Below are 17,633 nucleotides of genomic sequence, written 5' to 3' on the forward strand. Positions count from 1 at the left end.
AAGCGCGGGATCAGTCCTTCGCCAGGCCCGCGCCGACGATGTCGCCGAACAGCACCCAGGTCTTGCCGTCGAAGCGCGCGAAGCGGCGTTCGGTGATCGCCGCATAATCCTGCGGCGTGGTCTGGATGGTGATGCCCGGCAGCAGCATCGGCAGCTCGACGCCGCTGAGATTGGTGGCCTGCTTCAGCACGTTCTCCCGGGTGAGATTGTCGCCGCAGCGTTGCAGGATGATCGCGCCGAGTTGCGCCGTGGTGTAGCCGGTCACCGCGATCACGTCGTTCGGATCCATCCCCGGCATGTATTTCGCGGCGAAAGCGAGATAGTCGGTCATGCCCTTGTCGTTGGCCCAGGCGGGATCATTGGGCGTCTTGTAGGAGGTCGTGGTCAGGATGCCGGTCGAGGCCTCGATGCCCGCCGGCACCAGCACGCCGGCGATCGAGTTCGCGGTCGAGCCGAGGAAGATCAGCGGCTTCCATCCAAGCTCGTGGATCTTGCGGATCGCCATCGAGGCGAATTTGTTCTGCGCCGCGATCAGGATGGTGTCGGCGCCCGATGCCTTCAGATTCACGATCTGGGAGTCGATCGTCGGCTCGGTCGACTGATACATCGCCTCCTTGACGATCATGGTGTCGGCCCTGGCGCCGAGTCCTTCCTTCAGGCCGAGCACAAAATCCTTGCCGATGTCATCGGCCTGCAGGAGCAGGCCGATCTTGGCGTCCGGTTTCTCGCGCAGCACGTAGCGGGCGATGATCCGCGACTCGTTGACGTAGGTCGGCGAGTAGGGCGTCGTCCAGGGGAACTGCTTCGGATCGTTCCAGCGCGTGCCGCCGCTCTGCACGAGGAGCTGCGGGACGCCGTTGCTGTTGAGATATTTCTGGATCGCGGCATTGGTCGGCGTGCCGAACGGCGCCATCATCGCCAGCACCTTGTCGTTCTCGACCAGCGCGCGCGTCACCTCGACGGTCTTGGGCGGGCTATAGGCGTCGTCGCGGGTCAGGAAATTGATGTGGCGACCGTTGATGCCGCCTTTCTCGTTCAGCATCGCGAAATAGGCCAGCATGGTTTTCGGGAAGCTCGCATAGATCGACGCCGGGCCGCTGTAGGGCGCATTGGCGCCGAGCAGGATCTCGGTGTCGCTGACCCCTGGACCATAGGCCTTCTGGGCATTCGCTGTTCCGAGCGCGCCGGTGAGCGCGAACGCCCACACTGCAAACGTGACGATCGGCTTCCGCATCTTCCCCTCCCATGACGCCCTCTTTTGCGGGGCTGGTTGATCCGGCGGCGGAAGCCTTCAAGGGCTTTACCCGTCGCGGCGGCTATGCAATAATAGACCGTCTGTCCGGATTATCAACCGGAATCTCCGGGGCGGCATTTTGGCTTCACGCAATGACGGGAACATCCGCAGGCGTGCGCGACCGCATGGCGGCGAGGAGGAAACATGAAGCTGACGCAGGCGCTCATCTCGGCGGTGCAGTTGCGCAAGGATGCACCGGGCACGATCCATGCCGGACGGTCGCGGAGCTGGAAGGAGATCGGGCGGCGCGTTGCCTGCGCTGCGGGCGGGCTGCGGCGGCTCGGCATCGAGGCCGGCGACCGGGTCGCCATCCTCGCGCACAACAGCGACCTCTATATCGAGGCGCTCTATGCCATCGCCTGGGCCGGCGGGGTCGCGGTGCCGCTCAACACGCGTTGGGCTGTTGCCGAGAATGCCTATGCGATCGACGATTCAACGCCGAAGCTGTTGCTGGTCGACAAGGCCTTTGCCGAAATTGCATCGGCGCTGCGAAGCGCGAAGTCACTCACCGCGATGATCTACCTGGACGAGGGACAGGTCCCCGAAGGCATGCAGGGCTATCAGGAACTCGTTGCGCACGCGCCGGTCGAGGACGCCTCCGGCGCCTACAACGATCTCGCCGGCATCTTCTACACCGGCGGCACCACCGGCTTTCCCAAGGGCGTGATGCTGTCGCACGCCAATATCATCTATGAATCGCTGGTCTGGATCTATGCGCTGCGCTTCCGCGAAGACACCAGGTATTTGCACTCGGCCGGCATGTTCCATCTGGCCGGCACCTCGCCGATGATCGCGCTCACGCTTGTGGGCGGCACCCATGTCACCATTCCGAAATTCGAACCCGAACTCGCTATGAAGACCATCGCCGAGCACAGAGTGGACTACTGCCTGTTCGTGCCGACTATGCTCAACATGATGCTCAATCATCCGTCCTTCGGCAGCTATGATCTCAGCAGCGTCAAGGATTGCGAGTATGGTGCGTCGCCGATGCCGGATGCGCTGCTGGTCAAGCTGATGCGCGTGCTGCCGAGCTGGCGCTTTCACCAGGGCTACGGCATGACCGAGAGCGCGGCGTTGGCGACGATTTTGCCGTGGGAATACCACGCCCTGGAAGGGCCCCTGGCGGCCAAACGGAAATCGGCGGGGCGGGCGGCGCCGGGCGTCGAGATCCGCATCGTCGATCCCGCGGGCCACGAGGTGCCGCGCGGCACCGTCGGCGAGATCGCGATCCGCGGCGCCGGCGTGATGCTCGGCTATTGGCGCAAGCCCGAGGAAAGTGCGCGGGTGCTGCGCAACGGCTGGCTGCACACCGGCGACGGCGCCTGGATGGATGAAGACGGTTTTGTCTATATCGTCGACCGCCTGAAGGACATGATCGTCTCCGGCGGCGAGAACGTCTATTCCGGTGAGGTGGAGAACGCGATCTTCCAGCACGAGCAAGTCAAGGAGTGCGCCGTGATCGCGGTGCCTGATCCGCAATGGGGCGAGGCGGTGCACGCCATTGTCGTGCCGAAGGACGGCGCGCGGCTCGATTCGGACATGGTGATCGCACATTGCCGCACCCTGATCGCGGGCTACAAATGTCCGCGCTCGGTCGACATCCGTCTCGAGCCGCTGCCGCTGACCGGTTCCGGCAAGATCATGAAGTCGGCGCTGCGCGACGAGAAGTGGCAGGGCTATGCGAGGTCGGTCAACTGATGCTGGAGGCTACGAAACGATCCGACGATGCTGCCGCCGTGGTCAATGACGACGCGGTCCGGGCGGCGCTCGCGCAGCATCTGTCACGGATATCCGGACGCCGGACGGAGATTGTCAGCTTCGGCCGCAAATCGTCGGGCTTCTCCTGGATCACCTACGCCTTCGTCGCGCGCTCCGCCGCTGAAGCAGATCGCAAGCTGATCCTGCGCGTCGGTCCACCGAGCGGCCTGTTTGCACCGTATTCGGTGCTGCCGCAGGTCTACGCGTTGCAGGCGCTGGCGAATAGCGGCGTGCCGGTGCCGGCGCTGGTGTCGTCAGAGCAGGATGGCGCCGAGATCGGCTTTCCTTTCTTCATCTGCGCGCATGTCGAGGGCGATGTTCCTGCGCCCTGGGCGGCGAACGAGCTCGATCCGGACCACAAGCGCGACATCGCCCGGCAGTTCGTCGAGATCCTCGCATCGCTGCACCGGATCGATCCGGGCGCGACCCCATTCGCGTCGCTGCAACAGGGGGAGCAGCGCGCTGAACTGCGCGCGATCTCTGGCTGGCGCGCTTCGCTGGCACGTCCGACCGCGCGTTATTATCCATTGCTCGATTGGGGAGGGCGCTGGTTGCACGATAATTGTCCGCAGCCGCCACGCCGCACCATCGTGCATGGCGACTACCGGATCGGAAATTTCATCGAGCACGAGCGGAAGATCACCGCCATTCTCGATTGGGAACTGACTCACCTGGGCGATCCGCATGAAGATCTGGCCTGGGCGATGATGCCGACCTTCAACGCCAGGAGCCGGAAGCTCTATGGCGTGCTCGAGCGCGCGGAGGTGATCGATCTCTATCAGCGCGCCTCCGGCATTGCGGTATCGAACAAGAGCCTTGCCTTCTACGAGGCCTATGCGCTGTATCAGGCGGCGGCGATCCAGATGTGCGCGGTGCGCGCCTTCGAGGTCGACCGCTTCAACGACATGCGGCTTGCGGTGATGGCAAGCCAGATGCCCTCGATCGTGCGGGCCTTCGAGCGCGCATTGGAGGCCGCGGCATGAGTGCATCCTTCGAGCGGCTGATCGACGGCATCATCGATGCCCTGCAAAGCCATGTCGTGCCGAATAGTAGCGATGATTTCGTCCGCGGCCAGGTGTTCTCAGCGATCTATGCGCTGAACGGCCTGAAGCTCGCCGCCGACTGGAAGGCCGCCCCGCTACTCGAGCAGGTGCGCCTGCAGGACGATACTTTTGCGGCAGTCAGGCGATTGGCCGATGGCCTGGTGCAACCGGAGATCCCCGCCACGCCACGCACCCAGGGCGACATGCCCGACGTTGCCGCGATCGAGGCGTTGCGCGACGATGGCGACCGGCGGCTGGGACAGTTGCTGCTCTGGGCGAGCGGCGAGGGCGCGCGTGCGGTCAATGGCGATGTCGCGACCGAGATCGAGCACCTGCTCCGCCGTGCGATCTGCGATCAGCTGAAGATCGAGCTGGCAACGACACCGAAATCGATGCTGCAGCAGATCGCAGGCGGCGAACGCGACGGCGGCGCCGCACCGGGCTGAGACGGGTGCGCCGCCGGCTACCCGGAATTGCAACTTTGCACGCTGCTCCGGGATTTGGCCGTGGCATCTGGAAAGAAGCTTGCCGCCCCGCGGAGCCCGTGCTATTAATTCACCGAACGGTCGTTCGGATTATTATTCCAGCGGTCAGCAAAGTTATCCGCGGCAAGCGGTCGGCGAGGGAGACGGAGCGATGAACATGATGACCGGCGTCTCGCCATGGGAGCGATTGATCCGGCCCGACCGAGTGCACGGATCGCTCTACACCGACCCCGAGATATTCGAAGCCGAGCTGAAGAACATCTGGTACCGGACCTGGGTCTATGTCGGCCACGAGAGCGAGGTCCCGAACGCCAACGACTACGTCGTCAAGTCGATCGGCCCGCAATCCGTGATCATGACCCGCGACGAGCAGGGCAAGGTCAATCTGCTGCTCAACCGCTGCTCGCATCGCGGCAACCAGGTCTGTTCTTTTGAGCGCGGCAATGCGCGCTCGTTCACCTGCCCGTTCCATTCCTGGACCTTCGCCAATGACGGCCGCCTGGTCGGCTATGCCTTCCCGGATGGTTACGAGGGGCAGGACAAGGCGCAGCTCGCGCTCGGGCGGGTGACGCGCGTCGAGTCCTACCGCGGCTTCGTGTTCGGCTCGTTCGCAGCCGATGGCCCGACTCTCAAGGAGCATCTCGGCGGCGCCGCCGAGACCATCGATCGGCTGGTGCGGACCTCACCGGAGGGCGAGGTCGAGATCACGGCGGGCTTCCTCAAGCATCGCGTCAAGGCGAACTGGAAGTTTATCTTGGAGAACGAGTGCGACGGCTATCACCCGGCCTTCGTGCACACCTCGATCTTCGGCGTTGCCGACAGCATGATCGGCAAGCTCTATGGCGGCGCCTCGACCGCGCTGACCCGCGACTACGGCAACGGCCATACCGAGATCGACCTGCGGCCCGAGTTCCGCAAGCGCGATGCGCCGATGAGCTGGTTCGGCACCAGCGAGGAACGGTTGCCCGACTACACGGCGCGGATGAAGGCCGCCTATGGCGACACCGCGGCGCGCGAGATCATGATCGACGGCACGCCGCATGTGATGATCTTCCCGAACCTGTTCATCGCCGAGATCCAGATGTTCGTGATCCAGCCGCTCGGCGTCGACGACAGCGTGCAGCACGTCACCGCGCTGCAATTCAAGGGCGCGCCCGATCTGAACCGAAGGCTGCGTCAGCAGACCATGGGTTCGGTCGGTCCAGCCGGCTTCCTGCTCGCAGATGATTCCGAAATGTACGAGCGCTGTCACCGCGGCGTGCTGGCACGCAATCCGGAATGGATCTTCCTCGGCCGCGGCGAGAAGCGCCAGCGGCAGGACGAGCTCGGCTTCACGGTCGGCCACGTCACCGACGAGGTGCCGTCGCGCGGGATCTGGACCCACTATCGCAAGCTGATGGAGCCTGCCTGATGCTGTCGCGCGAGAGCAGCACCACGTTGATGAGCGCCGTCACCGCTTTCCTCTATCGCGAGGCGCGGTTGCAGGACGAGCATCAATACGAGGCTTGGGAAAAGCTCTGGACTGACGACGGCGTCTATTGGGTGCCGGCCAACGGTGCCGACATCGACCCGGAGCGGCAGATGTCGATCATCTACGACAACCGCTCCCGGATAGCGCTACGCGTCCGCCAGCTGATGACCGGCAAGCATTTTACCCAGACGCCGCAATCGAACCTGCGCCGGCTGATCTCCAACATCGAACTGATGGACGAGCAACCGGACAACGGCGACATCGCGGTCGCCAGCAACAGCCTGATTTTCGAGTCGAGCCTGCGCGACGATACGCTGTGGGCGGCGCGCAACGAATACCGGTTGCGCCATGTCGATGGCGAATTGCGGATCGCGCATAAGAAGGTCATCCTCGTCAACAACGACAAGGCGATCTACACGCTCTCATTCCTGGTCTAGGGAAGGTTTCGCCATGATCGACACGGGCCCCGTTCTGCTCGACATCACCGACGGCATCGCGCGGCTGCGGCTCAACCGTCCCGATGCGGCCAACGGCATGAGCGCCGAACTCCTGAGCGCGCTGTGCGACGCCATCATGGTTTGCCACGGCCATCCGGATCTGCGCGTCGTGCTGCTGAGCGGGGAGGGCACGAATTTCTGCGCCGGCGGCGATGTCCGCGCCTTTGCCTCCAAGGGCGAGAAGCTGCCCGACTATATCCGGCAAGCCACCGCGTATTTGCAGAATGCAGTGACCGGGCTGTTGCGGCTGGAAGCGCCGGTCATCGCTTCGGTGCAGGGCTTCGCGGCGGGCGGCGGCGGCTTTGGCCTGGTCTGCGCCTCCGATATCGTAATCGCGGGGGAATCGGCAAAATTCCTCGCCGGCGCGACGCGAGTGGCGATGGCGCCGGACGCCGGCGTCTCCGTCACGCTGTCGCGGCTGGTCGGGTTGCGGCGGGCGATGTCGATCCTGTTGACCAATCCGGTGATCCCGGCTGCGGATGCGCTGCAGATGGGCATCGTCACCAAGGTCGTGCCCGATGCGGAGCTTGCCGAAGCATCGCTCGCGCTGGCGCGCGAGCTCGCGGCCGGCGCACCGAAGGCGCTGGCCGCAACCAAGCGGCTGGTCTGGGCCGGCACCGGCACCAGCATCGAGCAGTGCCTGTCGGAAGAGGCGCGCACCGTCGCCGAACTCTCGGGGATGGCCGATGCCCGCGAAGGGCTCGCCGCCGTGATCGAGCGGCGCAAGCCCGTCTTCACGGGGCGCTGAGGTGGCGACCCTGCCATTCGGGCGGCTCGACGGCCGCCGTGCCTTCGTCTCCGGCGGCGCGCGCGGCATTGGTGCTGCGATCGTCCGTAGCTTTGCCGGTGCCGGCGCCAGGGTCGTGATCGCCGATCTCGATGTTGCCGCAGCCTCCGAGCTCGCGCGCGAAACCGGCGCTGTGGTCGCTGGGCTCGACGTCAGCGACACCACCGCGGTGCAGGCCGTGATGGCGCAGGACGGCCCGTTCGACATCGTCGTCAACAATGCCGGCATCGATCAGCACGCCTTCTTCACCGACACCAAGGCGGAGGATTGGTCCCGCCTGATCGCGGTCAATCTCACCTCGGTGCTGGCCTGCACCCACGCCGCGTTGCCGGCGATGCAGGCCGCGCGCTTCGGCCGCATCATCAACGTCACTTCGGAGGCCGCCCGGCTCGGCTCCAAGGGTGGCGCGGTCTATTCCGCGGCCAAGGGCGGCGTGATCTCCTTTACCCGGAGCATCGCGCGTGAGAATGCGCGCTACGGCATCACCGCGAACGCGATCGCACCGGGGCCGATCCGCACGCCGATGCTGGAGCAGGCGGTTGCGAAAGGCGGCGACAAGATCCTGCAGGCGATGACCGGTGCGACATTGCTTGGCCGGCTCGGCGAGCCGGAGGAGGTCGCAGCCGCCGCGCTATTCCTGGCCTCCGATCAGGCGGCCTATATCACCGGCGAGACGCTTGGCGTTTCCGGCGGCATGGGCATCGGCGCCTGAGATGGCGAGCGCCGAGGACGATATCGCTGTGACGCCGGTCGATCGGGCCATTGAGCGCTTGCGGGCGATCTATCGCGGCTGGACTCGCGAGACATCAATGGCGCAGATGCGCAGCGATTGGGACCGAGCCTTTGCCGGCTGCTCGGTGCCGATGGTGTGCCGGCCGGTGTCTGCCGACGGTATCGACGGCGAATGGCTGGTGCCGGCAGACGCACCGAGCGACAAGGCGATCCTCTATTTTCACGGCGGCGGCTTCCGCATCGGCTCGGTCGTCTCGCATCGCGACCTGGCCGCACGGATCGCGGATGCATCCGGCTGCCGTGTGCTCTCGATCAATTATCGCCTTGCACCGGAGCATCGCTTCCCAGCGGCGCTGGATGATGCGCTGACTGCCTATCGCTATCTGCGCGAACAGGGACTGCGTCCGGCGGACATCGCCTTCACCGGGGACTCTGCCGGCGGCAATCTCGTGCTCGCCGCGATGCTGGCGGTGAGGGACCGCGGCTTGTCGCTCCCCGCCGCCGGCGCGCTGATGTCGCCGTGGACCGACCTCACCGCGAGTGGCGCGAGCTATGAGAGCAGGGCGGAGGCCGATCCGATCCACCAGCGCGCGATGATCCTGGCGCTGGCGCGGAACTATCTCGGCAAGGACGGTGATGTCCGCGATCCGCTGGCCTCGCCGCTTTACGCCGATCTCGCTGGCTTGCCGCCGCTGCTGGTGCAGGTCGGCGACCGCGAGACGGTGCGCGATGACTCAACGGAACTAGCCGCAAAGGCAAAAGCCGCCGGCGTCGACGCCGAACTGCAGGTCTGGGACGGCATGATCCACGTGTTCCAGATGTTCCCCGAGATTCCGCAGGCGCGAGAGGCGATCGCATCCCTCGCAGCTTTTTTGCGCAACTATCTTCACATCGGCCATCAGAGGGCGCCACAATGAACGTCATGACCCCGGATCCGCGCCAGCTCACCGAGACCGCATTCCATTTTACGGAGCAGCCCAATCTGCCCGAGGAACTGCGGATGCTGCGTGAGCAGGTGCGCCGCTTCGTCGAGAAGGAAGTGGTGCCGCATGCCGACGCGTGGGAGCGCGACGGCAAGATCCCGCGTGAGATCTATCGCCGCATGGGCGCGCTCGGCTTCCTCGGCATGCGCCATGCGGCCGAATATGGCGGCACCGACATGGGGCCGCTGGCCTCGATGGTGTTCGCCGAGGAACTTGGGCGCTCGAGCTTCGGCGGCTTCACCTCGTCGATCCTTGTGCATACCGACATGTCGGCTGTTCACATCAGCCTGCGCGGCACGCCGGAGCAGAAGCAAAAGTACCTGCCGGCGATTATCCGCGGCGAGACGGTGTGTTCGATCGCGGTGACCGAGCCCGACGCCGGCTCCGACGTCGCCGGCCTGAGGACGCGCGCGCGGCGCGATGGTGATGTCTGGGTGATCAACGGCGCCAAGATGTTCATCACCAACGCGGTCTACGGCGACATCCTGATCGTCGCCGCGCGCACCGATCCGCACGCCAAGGGCAGCCGTGGCATCTCGCTGTTCATCGTCGAGCGCAACACGCCGGGCATCACGGCGACCAAGCTGGACAAGCACGGCTGGCTCTGCTCGGACACCGCCGAGCTCGGATTCCAGGACGTGCGGGTGCCGGCGGAGAACCTGCTCGGCGAGGAGAACAAGGGTTTCTATGGCATCATGGAGACCTTCCAGAACGAGCGCATCTGCATCGGCGGCATCTGCGCCGGCGAATCGGCCAAGGCGATCGAGCTGACGACGAATTACGTGAAAACGCGGCAGGCGTTCGGCGGCCCGCTCTGGAACCAGCAGGGCGTGCGGCTGAAGCTCGCGCAGCTCGCCGCAAAGGCCGCCGCCGCGCGGGCGCTGGCCTATCAGGCCGCCGAGCTTGCTGCGGCCGGGAAGGAATGTCTCCGCGAAGTGTCGATGGTGAAGGCGCTCTCGCCGGAGGTGCTGCACGAGGTCGTGCATGGCTGCCTGCAACTGCACGGCGGTTCAGGCTTCATGCGCGGCACAGCGATCGAGCGGATGGTGCGCGACGCCCGCGTGCTGACGATCGGCGGCGGCGCCACCGAGGTGATGCTCGAAGAAGTTGCCAAGCGGATGTGAAAGGACCGCTCTTAAGGCTCCGTCCGCGACCGCTGCCCAACGGTCCTTGCGGCGATCCCCGGCTTCAGCCGCCAGTCCCCGCCAAAATCCGCGAGCGGATGGAAGAACAGCGGCTCCGTCGTCTCGATCCGCCGCAGCCGTTCTGCATAGTCGTCGAGATAGCGGTGCCGTGTCGCCTCGTCGACGAAGTTCACCGAATACGACACGAAGGGCGGAAGCACCTTGCAGCCGGCATAGGCCAGGGTGCCGTTCTGGATCGGCCACAGCACCACGTCGAGTGCGCCGACCAGCCCGTCCGTTGCGCACATGCCGGGATAGGCGGCGGTCGAGGTCACGACCATGGCGCGGCGGCCGGCGAGGCCGCCGGTGTCATAACGACGGCCGCTGCCGTAGATCGCGCCGTTGACGAACACGCGATCAATCCAGCCCTTCATGATGGCGGGAACGGAGAACCACCACAGCGGAAATTGCAGGATCAGGAGGTCGCACCACAGCAGCTTCTCGATCTCGGCGGCGATGTCGCCGCTGAGCGCGTCGTGTTGCAGATTGTATTTCTGCTCGCGATCGTATTGCAGCCGCTCGGGAAACCGCCGCGTACCGAAGTCTTCGGCGGTCGCCACCGGGTTGAAATGCATCGCGTAGAGGTCGGAGATCCTGACCGTGTGCCCGAGCGCGGTCAGCTCCGCCACCGACCGCGCCAGCAGCGCAGCATTGAACGACTGCGCCTCCTGATGGGCAAAGACGATCAGGACTTTCATTGTTCTAGTCCACCGGCTTGAAGCTGAGCGTCGCCGCATCGGCCTGCATGATCTGCAGTTTCTGGTTCGAGAAGCGGACGCCGGGGCCGAAGCTGATCGGCGCCATAACCCCAGTCTCGACATTCTTCGTCTTCTCCAGCTCCGAGATGGTGCAGGCCCAGGTCGGCTGTTTGCCGCAGCGCTCGATCGCCGCGATCAGGACCTTCGCGGCGGCATAGCCGGTCATGGTGTAGCGGTTGATGCCTTTGAACTCGGCCTCCGAAACCAGCGGCTTGGCTTTCTCCAGGAACGCCTTGCCGGCTGCGCCGGCGAACGGTTCGACATAGTCGACCGCGTAGATGCCGTCGCCGGCCGGGCCCATCAGCTTCAGCACCGGCTCGATGCGGCCGGGCCAGAAGATGCCGGTCACCGGCTTGATGCTGAGTTTCTCGAGCTCCTTCATCATCGCGATGTTCTCGGCGATGATGCCGCCGGCCAGGAACACCTCGGCTCCGGACTCCTTCAGCTGCAGCATGTCGGACGAGAAGTCCTGCTGGCCCTTCTTGTAATTTCCGCTGTAGACGACGTTTAGCTTCTTGGCCTTGACCACGGAATCGAAGCCGTCGCGCACCGTGATGCCGTAATCGTCGTCCTGGGTGATCAGGCCCCATTTCCTGCCGGGATTCTTGTCGGCAAGGAAGTTGACGAGGTGAACGATGCCTTCCTCGTAGGACTGGCCGACCACGAACACGTTCTTGCGCGGCGGCTCCCACAGGAACTTCACCGGCGCGACGTCGATCACGGTCGGGATGCCGGATTTCTCCAGCACGGGCATCACGGCGATCGACTGGCCCGAGCCGGAGATGCCGAGCATCGCGAACACCTTGTCGACGTCGATCACCTTCTTGACGCCCTGGATGGTGCGCGCGGTGACGTAGCCGTCATCCTCCAGAACGTACCTGATCTTGCGGCCGTTGATGCCGCCGGCGGCGTTGGCCTCCGCGATCGCGATCTTGTGGCCGATCGAGGCGGCGACGCCGAGCAGGGCCGGCGGGCCGGTCAGCGGCTCGACGTCGCCGATCAGGATCTCGCTGTCGGTGATCCCGGGATCGGCGGCCGCCGCGGGGCCGATTGCAAGACAGGCCGTGGTGAGCAGCAGCGAGGCCGCCGCCAGATGTCTGATCATTGTCTCCTCCTCATGATGTCGTGTCTTTTTTTGTTAGTAGCGCAGCGGCCAGTGCACCCAGGCCCGCTTGATGTCGTGCCAGGCGCCGACCAGCCCTCTCGGCTGGAAGCGCAGGAACAGGATGATGACAAGGCCGTAGAGCATACTCTTCAGCTCCTGCGCCCCGGTCGTGAAGGTCGCGTCCATCTGTGCGCTGAACAGGCTGAAGACCAGCCGTGTCGCCTCCGGCAGCAGCACGATCAGGACGGTGCCGAGCACGGCGCCGAGTGCCGAGCCGAGCCCGCCGACGATCAGGATCGCCAGCGCCTCGATCGAGAGCAGGAACGGGAAGCCCTCGACGCTGACGAAGGAGAGGTAGATGCCGTAGAGCGCGCCGGCGATGCCGGTGATGAAGGCCGAGGTGACGAAGGCGAACAGCTTGTAGGCATGCAGATTGATGCCCATGACGCGCGCTGCGGTGTCGTTGTCCCTGATCGCAACGAAGGCGCGTCCGACCCGGCTGCGGCGGATGTTGAGAGTGGCGAGCAGCGTCAGCGCGGCGATCGCGAGGCAGAGATAGGTAAAGGCCGCGTCGCTGTCGAAGCTGACGCCGAGGATCTCCGGCCGCTGCACCTGGATGCCGCGCGCGCCGTTGGTGAGCCAGCGCATCTCCAGGATCACGGTGTTGATGATGAAGGAGAAGGCGAGGGTGGTGATCGCGAGATAGAGGCCCTTGAGCCGCAGCGACGGCGCGCCGACGATCAGGCTGGCGAGCGCCGGCACTACGCCGGCGCCGAGGAAGCCGACCAGCGGCGGCATGTGATACTTCGACACCAGCACCGCATAGGCATAGGCGCCGGTGACGAGGAAGCCGACATGGCCGAGCGAGATCAGGCCGGTGTAGCCGGTCAGGATGTTGAGCCCGAGCGCGCCGGTCACCGTGATCAGGATGATGATCACGAACGACAGCGCGTAGGAGTTCAACACGAAAGGCGCCGCGATCAACGCCAGCAGCAGCACGGCTGACCACAGCCACACCGGCGGGGAATCGACCAGCGCGACCAGCTCGCCATAGGTCTGCTTGTAATCCCCCGTGCGCATCACACCCTCTCGATGTCGCGTTCGCCGAAAATGCCGAACGGGCGGACCATCAGCACCACGATGATCATGGCAAAGCCCGCCACCTCCTTCATGCCGGAGCCGAGATAGCCGCCGGCCAGGTTCTCGGTGATGCCGATCAGGAGACCGCCGATACCGGAGCCGAGCACGGCATCGAGGCCACCGAGGATCGTGGCCGGAAACGCCTTCAGCCCGAGCTGGAACATCGCCGGCGACAAATCGTAGGACAGCGCGAAGAACACGCCGCCGATGCCGGCGATCACCGAGGAGGCGGCCCAGGCCAGCGCATGAACTCTTGTGGCGCTGATGCCCATCAGAAGCGCGGTGCGGTCGTCGGCCGCAACCGCGCGCATCGCGACGCCGACCTTGCTGTAGCGGAAGAATGCCCAGATCGCGGCGAGCAGCAGAAGCAGCGTCGCGATCACGGCAAGCTGCCCGGTCCGTACGCCGATGCTGCCGAGATGCACGATGCCGCGGCCCATGCCGATATCGAGCCCGTGCGGATACGCGTCCCAGATGAAGTTGATCGCCGAGCGCAGGATTACCGCAAGGCCGATCGTGACCATCACGGTCGCGAACACCGGCTCGCCCAGCATCGGCCGCATCACCAGGCGCTCGATGATGAGGCCAAGCAGGACCGCGGCGAGGATCGCGCCCGCGGCGACGACGAACACATTGCCGCTGACCGTGGTCGAGATGGTCCAGGCGATATAGGCCGTGATCATGGTCATCTCGCCCTGCGCGAAATTGACCAGGCCGGTGGACTTGTAGATCACGGCAAAGCCCATCGCGATCAGGCCATAGATCGCGCCGATCGCGAGCCCTGAGATCAGGAGCTGGATGAGATACTGCATTCAGCCCTCCGCCCGGTAGATGATGGCAAGCTCGCGCGCGAACTTCTTCTCGATCATGGCGCGGCGCACCTTTTGCGTCGCGGTCAGCTCGCCGTCGTCATGATCGAGCTCCTTCTCGAGGATGGCGAAGCGCCTGATGTTCTCGACCCGGGCGAAGCGTTTGTTGGCTTCGCCCACGATGCGCTCGACCAGCTCGTGCACTTCAGGCAGCTGCGACAGCGATTTGTAATTGGTGTAGGCCAACGCCCGGTCGCGCGCCCAGCGTCCGACATTGTCGTAATCGACCTGGATGATGGCGCCGAGATATTTCCTGGCCTCACCGACCACGATCGCTTCCTTGATGAATTCGGAATCCTTCAGCGCGTTCTCGATCTCGGACGGTGCGATGTTCTTGCCGCCGGCGGTGATGATGATTGCCTTCTTACGATCGACCACGGCGATCTCGCCATTGTCTAGGATGTCGATGATGTCGCCGGTGCGCAGCCAGCCGCCTTGTTCCAGCGACGCGGTCGAGGCCTTCTCGTCGAGGAAGTAGCCCTTGAAGACGCCGGGGTTGCGCAGCAGGATCTCGCCGTCGGCATCGAGTTTCCATTCGGTCTGCGGCAGCGGTACGCCGCAGCCGCCGATCCGGTGATGGCTTTCAGTCTGGATGAAGGCGACGCCGCCGCTCTCGGTCAGGCCATAGCCCTGCGACACCGGCCGGCCGATGATGTCGAAGAAGCGCAGCGTCTCCGGCGAGATCGAGGCGCCGGCACAGAGGCGATGCCGGCTGTAAGCGAAGCCGAGATGGCGCTGTAGATTGCGGAACATCAGGAGATAGAGAAGGCCGTAAGCGACACGATCGAACCAGCCTTCCTTGCCGGCCTGGCGGCGGTCGGACAGGGAGCGGCCCCAGGCGAGGCAAGCCCTTGTGAAGCCTTGCCGCAGGCGGCCGCTCTCGCCGAGCCTGAACAGAAAGCCCTGCTGCAGCTTCTCGTAGATGCGGGGCACGCCGACAAAGAAGGTCGGCGCGATCTCGCGGATGTTGATCGCGACCGTGTCGATCGATTCGGCGAAGGAGACGGTGCCGCCGAGCACCAGGTGCGTTACCGTGCCGTAGCAGCGTTCGGCGACGTGGCACAGCGGCAGGTAGCTCACCGCCTCGAATGGCTTGTCGGCGATCCCGACGGTCTTGGCGTAAGCATAAGCGGCGTAGACGAGATTGCGATGGGTCAGCATCGCGCCCTTGGGCGGACCCGTCGTGCCGGAGGTGTAGACGAGGATGCAAACGTCGTCGGGCGCGCCCTGGCCGATCAGGCGGTCGAGCGTGGCGTCGGCGTCCGGGTTCTGCCGCGCATGGGTCTTGCCGCGCTCACATAGTGCCTCGAACGACATCAGCTCGGACTGGCGATAGTGCCGCAAGCCCTTCATGTCGATGCAGACGATGGCCTCGAGATCCGGCAGGCCGCCATTGTTGGCCATCGCGTCGAGCACCTTGTCGGTCTGCTCCTGGTCGCCGGTGACGACGATACGGGCGCCGGAATGCTTGACGATATATTGCAGCTCGACCCAGGGATTGGTCGGATAGATGCCGACCGCGACGGCGCCGATCATTTGGGCGCCGAGGTCGGCGTAAAACCATTCCGGCGTGTTCTCGCCGGCAATGGCGACACGGTCGCCCGGCTTGATGCCGAGCGACAGCAGGCCAAGCGCCACCGCACGCGCGGTTTCATAATAGTGCCGCCAGGAATAGGGGTTCCAGATGCCGTAATCCTTCTCGCGCAGCGCCAGCGCATCGCCATGCATGGCGGCACGCTGCCGCAGCAATTGCGGGATGGTGATGGCGGCATCTGCAAGCGCGGTCTGGAACGCGTCGGCGCTGGTTACCGGCGAATTGCGCGGCGTGCTCGCCTGGAGCGACGGATGAGCGGTGCGAAGACTATCCAGCGTCGACATTACGCGCCCGCCTTTGCCATAGCCTCGGCGCGCTGGCCGCCCAGATAGGCCTCCGCGACGGCCGGATCGCGCCTGATCTCGTCGGGCGTCCCTTCGGCGATCTTGCGGCCGAAATTCAGCACATGGATGCGGTCGGAGATATCCATCACGATGCGCATCTCGTGCTCGATCATCAAGACGGTGATGCCGAGCTCGTCGCGGGTGTCGAGCACGAAGCGCGCGATGTCCTCGGTCTCCTCCTGGTTCATGCCGGACACCATCTCGTCGAGCAGCAGCAGCTTCGGCTCGCAGGCGAGCGCCCGGGCGAGCTCGACCCGCTTCTGCTGGCCATAAGACAGCGTGCCGACCACCGCGTCCCTGATGTGCTCGATCTCGAGGAATTCGATGATGTGCTCGACGCGCTGCCGCGCCGCGATCTCCTCTTTGCGGGTACGGCCGAAGAACACCACGGCGTCGAGCACGGTCGAGCGCAGATGGGTGTGGCGGCCGGTCAGGATGTTCTCGACCACGGTGCCGTGCTTGAACAGCGCAAGATTCTGGAAGGTTCGGCCGATGCCGACGGCGGCGAACTTCCACGGCGAGATGGTCGCAAGGTCGATGCCGTCGAAAGTGATGCGGCCGCCGCTTGGCCGCAGCACGCCCGAGATCATGTTGAACAGCGTGGTCTTGCCGGCGCCGTTCGGGCCGATCACGCTGCAGATCTCGCCCGGCGCCACCCGCAGGCTGACGTCGGCGACCGCTTGCAGGCCGCCGAAACGCTTTGACAGGTTCTCGACTGCGAGCAGCGCTGTCACGACAGCCACCGCTTGCGGCGCTTGTAGTGCTTGACGTCGCGCAGGCTCTTGCGGCCGCCGGAGGCGACGCCGAGATAGAATTCCTGGACGTCCTCGTTGGCGGTGAGCTTTTTCGCCGTGCCGTCGAGCACGACGCGACCGGTCTCCAGGATGTAGCCGTAGTCGGCGATGTCGAGCGCGCGCTGGGCGTTCTGCTCGACCAACAGCACCGTCATCTTCAATTCGTCGCGGAGGCGAACGATCACCTCATAGATGCGGTCGATGATCAGCGGGGCGAGGCCGAGCGACGGCTCGTCGAGCGCCAGCAGCACGGGATCGGTCATCAGCGCGCGGCCGATCGCGAGCATCTGCTGCTCACCGCCGGACATGTAGCCGGCGATCTGGTCGCGCCGCTCATGCAACCGTGGAAACAGCGTGAACACCTTGTCGCGCCGCTCGCGCGCCTCGGCCCCGGTCCTTGTGTAGCCGCCCATTTGCAGGTTCTCGTCGATGGTCAGCGCCGCGAACACGCGGCGGCCTTCCGGAACCTGCACGATGCCGCGACGGACCAGCTCGTCCGGTGCGAGGTGGTGCACCTCCTCATTGCGGAAGCGGATGCTGCCGTTCTCGATCACGCCTTCCTCGGTATAGAGGATGCCGGACATCGCCTTCAGCAGCGTCGATTTGCCGGCGCCGTTGGAGCCGAGCAGGGCGACGATGCTGCCTTCGGGGACCGCGATCGAGACATCGCGGATCGCCTCGATTGCGTTGTCGTAGACGATCCGGATGTTGCGGAATTCGAGCAGGGCATCCGGCGCCGTTGCCGCGAGCGGCGCTGCTGAAGGCGTCGGATGCGGGATGATCGCCGGCATCGCG

At 65.1% G+C, this 17,633-nt stretch carries 17 protein-coding genes; 9 read left to right on the plus strand and 8 right to left on the minus strand.

Features of this window, described 5'->3' with window-relative positions; translation table 11 throughout:
• Nucleotides 1-10 precede the first annotated feature (10 nt).
• Complete coding sequence (locus H8A92_RS10370) at nucleotides 11-1,234, minus strand: ABC transporter substrate-binding protein (RefSeq protein WP_229195707.1); 1,224 nt, start codon at nucleotides 1,232-1,234, stop codon at nucleotides 11-13.
• 204 nt (nucleotides 1,235-1,438) lie between these two features.
• On the opposite strand from H8A92_RS10370, the gene H8A92_RS10375 reads away from it, so the two are divergent.
• From H8A92_RS10375 to H8A92_RS10415, 9 genes are all read left to right on the plus strand, one after another.
• Nucleotides 1,439-2,992 carry an acyl-CoA synthetase gene (locus H8A92_RS10375; RefSeq protein ID WP_229195708.1) on the plus strand — a complete coding sequence of 518 codons (1,554 nt, stop codon included), beginning with the start codon at nucleotides 1,439-1,441 and terminating at the stop codon, nucleotides 2,990-2,992.
• Nucleotides 2,992-4,035: a phosphotransferase family protein gene (locus H8A92_RS10380; RefSeq protein ID WP_229195709.1), complete on the plus strand. Its 1,044-nt coding sequence runs from the start codon at nucleotides 2,992-2,994 to the stop codon at nucleotides 4,033-4,035. Before H8A92_RS10375 ends, H8A92_RS10380 begins: the two co-directional genes overlap by 1 nt.
• Nucleotides 4,032-4,541, plus strand: a complete 510-nt coding sequence (locus tag H8A92_RS10385) for a hypothetical protein (RefSeq protein ID WP_229195710.1) — start codon at nucleotides 4,032-4,034, stop codon at nucleotides 4,539-4,541. The genes H8A92_RS10380 and H8A92_RS10385 overlap by 4 nt, the downstream gene beginning before the upstream one ends.
• A gap of 190 nt (nucleotides 4,542-4,731) precedes the next feature.
• On the plus strand, nucleotides 4,732-5,991 hold the full coding sequence (locus tag H8A92_RS10390) for an aromatic ring-hydroxylating oxygenase subunit alpha (protein WP_229195711.1): 1,260 nt from the start codon (nucleotides 4,732-4,734) through the stop codon (nucleotides 5,989-5,991).
• A complete protein-coding gene (locus tag H8A92_RS10395) occupies nucleotides 5,991-6,488 on the plus strand; it encodes an aromatic-ring-hydroxylating dioxygenase subunit beta (protein ID WP_229195712.1) in 498 nt (165 codons plus the stop codon). Before H8A92_RS10390 ends, H8A92_RS10395 begins: the two co-directional genes overlap by 1 nt.
• Nucleotides 6,489-6,501: 13 nt before the next feature.
• Nucleotides 6,502-7,296: an enoyl-CoA hydratase/isomerase family protein gene (locus H8A92_RS10400; protein WP_229195713.1), complete on the plus strand. Its 795-nt coding sequence runs from the start codon at nucleotides 6,502-6,504 to the stop codon at nucleotides 7,294-7,296.
• 1 nt (nucleotide 7,297) lies between these two features.
• On the plus strand, nucleotides 7,298-8,047 hold the full coding sequence (locus H8A92_RS10405) for an SDR family NAD(P)-dependent oxidoreductase (RefSeq protein ID WP_229195714.1): 750 nt from the start codon (nucleotides 7,298-7,300) through the stop codon (nucleotides 8,045-8,047).
• A gap of 1 nt (nucleotide 8,048) precedes the next feature.
• Nucleotides 8,049-8,984, plus strand: coding sequence for an alpha/beta hydrolase (locus tag H8A92_RS10410; protein ID WP_229195715.1), 936 nt, complete (start codon nucleotides 8,049-8,051; stop codon nucleotides 8,982-8,984).
• Nucleotides 8,981-10,174 (plus strand): acyl-CoA dehydrogenase family protein, encoded by a 1,194-nt coding sequence (locus H8A92_RS10415; protein WP_229195716.1) that lies wholly within the window; start codon nucleotides 8,981-8,983, stop codon nucleotides 10,172-10,174. The genes H8A92_RS10410 and H8A92_RS10415 overlap by 4 nt, the downstream gene beginning before the upstream one ends.
• Nucleotides 10,175-10,185: 11 nt before the next feature.
• Here the strand turns inward: H8A92_RS10415 and H8A92_RS10420 are convergent, their stop codons facing one another.
• Genes H8A92_RS10420 through H8A92_RS10450 form a run of 7 tightly spaced genes read right to left on the minus strand, consistent with a single transcriptional unit; the run spans nucleotide 10,186 to nucleotide 17,629 of the window.
• Nucleotides 10,186-10,932 (minus strand): NAD(P)H-dependent oxidoreductase, encoded by a 747-nt coding sequence (locus tag H8A92_RS10420; RefSeq protein ID WP_229195717.1) that lies wholly within the window; start codon nucleotides 10,930-10,932, stop codon nucleotides 10,186-10,188.
• A 4-nt stretch (nucleotides 10,933-10,936) separates the two neighbouring features.
• Complete coding sequence (locus H8A92_RS10425; RefSeq protein WP_229195718.1) at nucleotides 10,937-12,097, minus strand: ABC transporter substrate-binding protein; 1,161 nt, start codon at nucleotides 12,095-12,097, stop codon at nucleotides 10,937-10,939.
• Nucleotides 12,098-12,130: 33 nt separating this feature from the next.
• A complete protein-coding gene (locus H8A92_RS10430) occupies nucleotides 12,131-13,177 on the minus strand; it encodes a branched-chain amino acid ABC transporter permease (RefSeq protein ID WP_229195719.1) in 1,047 nt (348 codons plus the stop codon).
• The gene (locus H8A92_RS10435; protein ID WP_229195720.1) at nucleotides 13,177-14,049 is read right to left on the minus strand and encodes a branched-chain amino acid ABC transporter permease; all 873 of its coding nucleotides are present in this window, start codon (nucleotides 14,047-14,049) and stop codon (nucleotides 13,177-13,179) included. The genes H8A92_RS10430 and H8A92_RS10435 overlap by 1 nt, the downstream gene beginning before the upstream one ends.
• Nucleotides 14,050-15,984 carry an AMP-dependent synthetase/ligase gene (locus H8A92_RS10440; protein ID WP_229195721.1) on the minus strand — a complete coding sequence of 645 codons (1,935 nt, stop codon included), beginning with the start codon at nucleotides 15,982-15,984 and terminating at the stop codon, nucleotides 14,050-14,052. It lies immediately after the preceding gene.
• A complete protein-coding gene (locus H8A92_RS10445; protein ID WP_338026527.1) occupies nucleotides 15,984-16,787 on the minus strand; it encodes an ABC transporter ATP-binding protein in 804 nt (267 codons plus the stop codon). Before H8A92_RS10445 ends, H8A92_RS10440 begins: the two co-directional genes overlap by 1 nt.
• Entirely contained in the window at nucleotides 16,775-17,629 is an 855-nt protein-coding gene (locus tag H8A92_RS10450; RefSeq protein ID WP_229195722.1) for an ABC transporter ATP-binding protein, read from the minus strand. Before H8A92_RS10450 ends, H8A92_RS10445 begins: the two co-directional genes overlap by 13 nt.
• Between the last annotated feature and the right edge of the window lie 4 nt (nucleotides 17,630-17,633).

The sequence above is a fragment of the Bradyrhizobium acaciae genome (assembly GCF_020889785.1).
GTDB lineage: Bacteria > Pseudomonadota > Alphaproteobacteria > Rhizobiales > Xanthobacteraceae > Bradyrhizobium > Bradyrhizobium acaciae.

Excerpts from the sequence above, each read along its gene's own strand:
- H8A92_RS10430 (WP_229195719.1), bottom strand. The coding sequence starts at position 13,177 with ATGCGCACGGGGGATTACAAGCAGACCTATGGCGAGCTGGTCGCGCTG.
- H8A92_RS10415 (WP_229195716.1), top strand. The coding sequence starts at position 8,981 with ATGAACGTCATGACCCCGGATCCGCGCCAGCTCACCGAGACCGCATTC.
- H8A92_RS10375 (WP_229195708.1), top strand. The coding sequence starts at position 1,439 with ATGAAGCTGACGCAGGCGCTCATCTCGGCGGTGCAGTTGCGCAAGGAT.
- H8A92_RS10440 (WP_229195721.1), bottom strand. The coding sequence starts at position 15,984 with ATGTCGACGCTGGATAGTCTTCGCACCGCTCATCCGTCGCTCCAGGCG.
- H8A92_RS10390 (WP_229195711.1), top strand. The coding sequence starts at position 4,732 with ATGAACATGATGACCGGCGTCTCGCCATGGGAGCGATTGATCCGGCCC.
- H8A92_RS10380 (WP_229195709.1), top strand. The coding sequence starts at position 2,992 with ATGCTGGAGGCTACGAAACGATCCGACGATGCTGCCGCCGTGGTCAAT.
- H8A92_RS10400 (WP_229195713.1), top strand. The coding sequence starts at position 6,502 with ATGATCGACACGGGCCCCGTTCTGCTCGACATCACCGACGGCATCGCG.
- H8A92_RS10420 (WP_229195717.1), bottom strand. The coding sequence starts at position 10,932 with ATGAAAGTCCTGATCGTCTTTGCCCATCAGGAGGCGCAGTCGTTCAAT.
- H8A92_RS10370 (WP_229195707.1), bottom strand. The coding sequence starts at position 1,234 with ATGCGGAAGCCGATCGTCACGTTTGCAGTGTGGGCGTTCGCGCTCACC.
- H8A92_RS10395 (WP_229195712.1), top strand. The coding sequence starts at position 5,991 with ATGCTGTCGCGCGAGAGCAGCACCACGTTGATGAGCGCCGTCACCGCT.
- H8A92_RS10450 (WP_229195722.1), bottom strand. The coding sequence starts at position 17,629 with ATGCCGGCGATCATCCCGCATCCGACGCCTTCAGCAGCGCCGCTCGCG.
- H8A92_RS10425 (WP_229195718.1), bottom strand. The coding sequence starts at position 12,097 with ATGATCAGACATCTGGCGGCGGCCTCGCTGCTGCTCACCACGGCCTGT.
- H8A92_RS10385 (WP_229195710.1), top strand. The coding sequence starts at position 4,032 with ATGAGTGCATCCTTCGAGCGGCTGATCGACGGCATCATCGATGCCCTG.
- H8A92_RS10410 (WP_229195715.1), top strand. The coding sequence starts at position 8,049 with ATGGCGAGCGCCGAGGACGATATCGCTGTGACGCCGGTCGATCGGGCC.
- H8A92_RS10435 (WP_229195720.1), bottom strand. The coding sequence starts at position 14,049 with ATGCAGTATCTCATCCAGCTCCTGATCTCAGGGCTCGCGATCGGCGCG.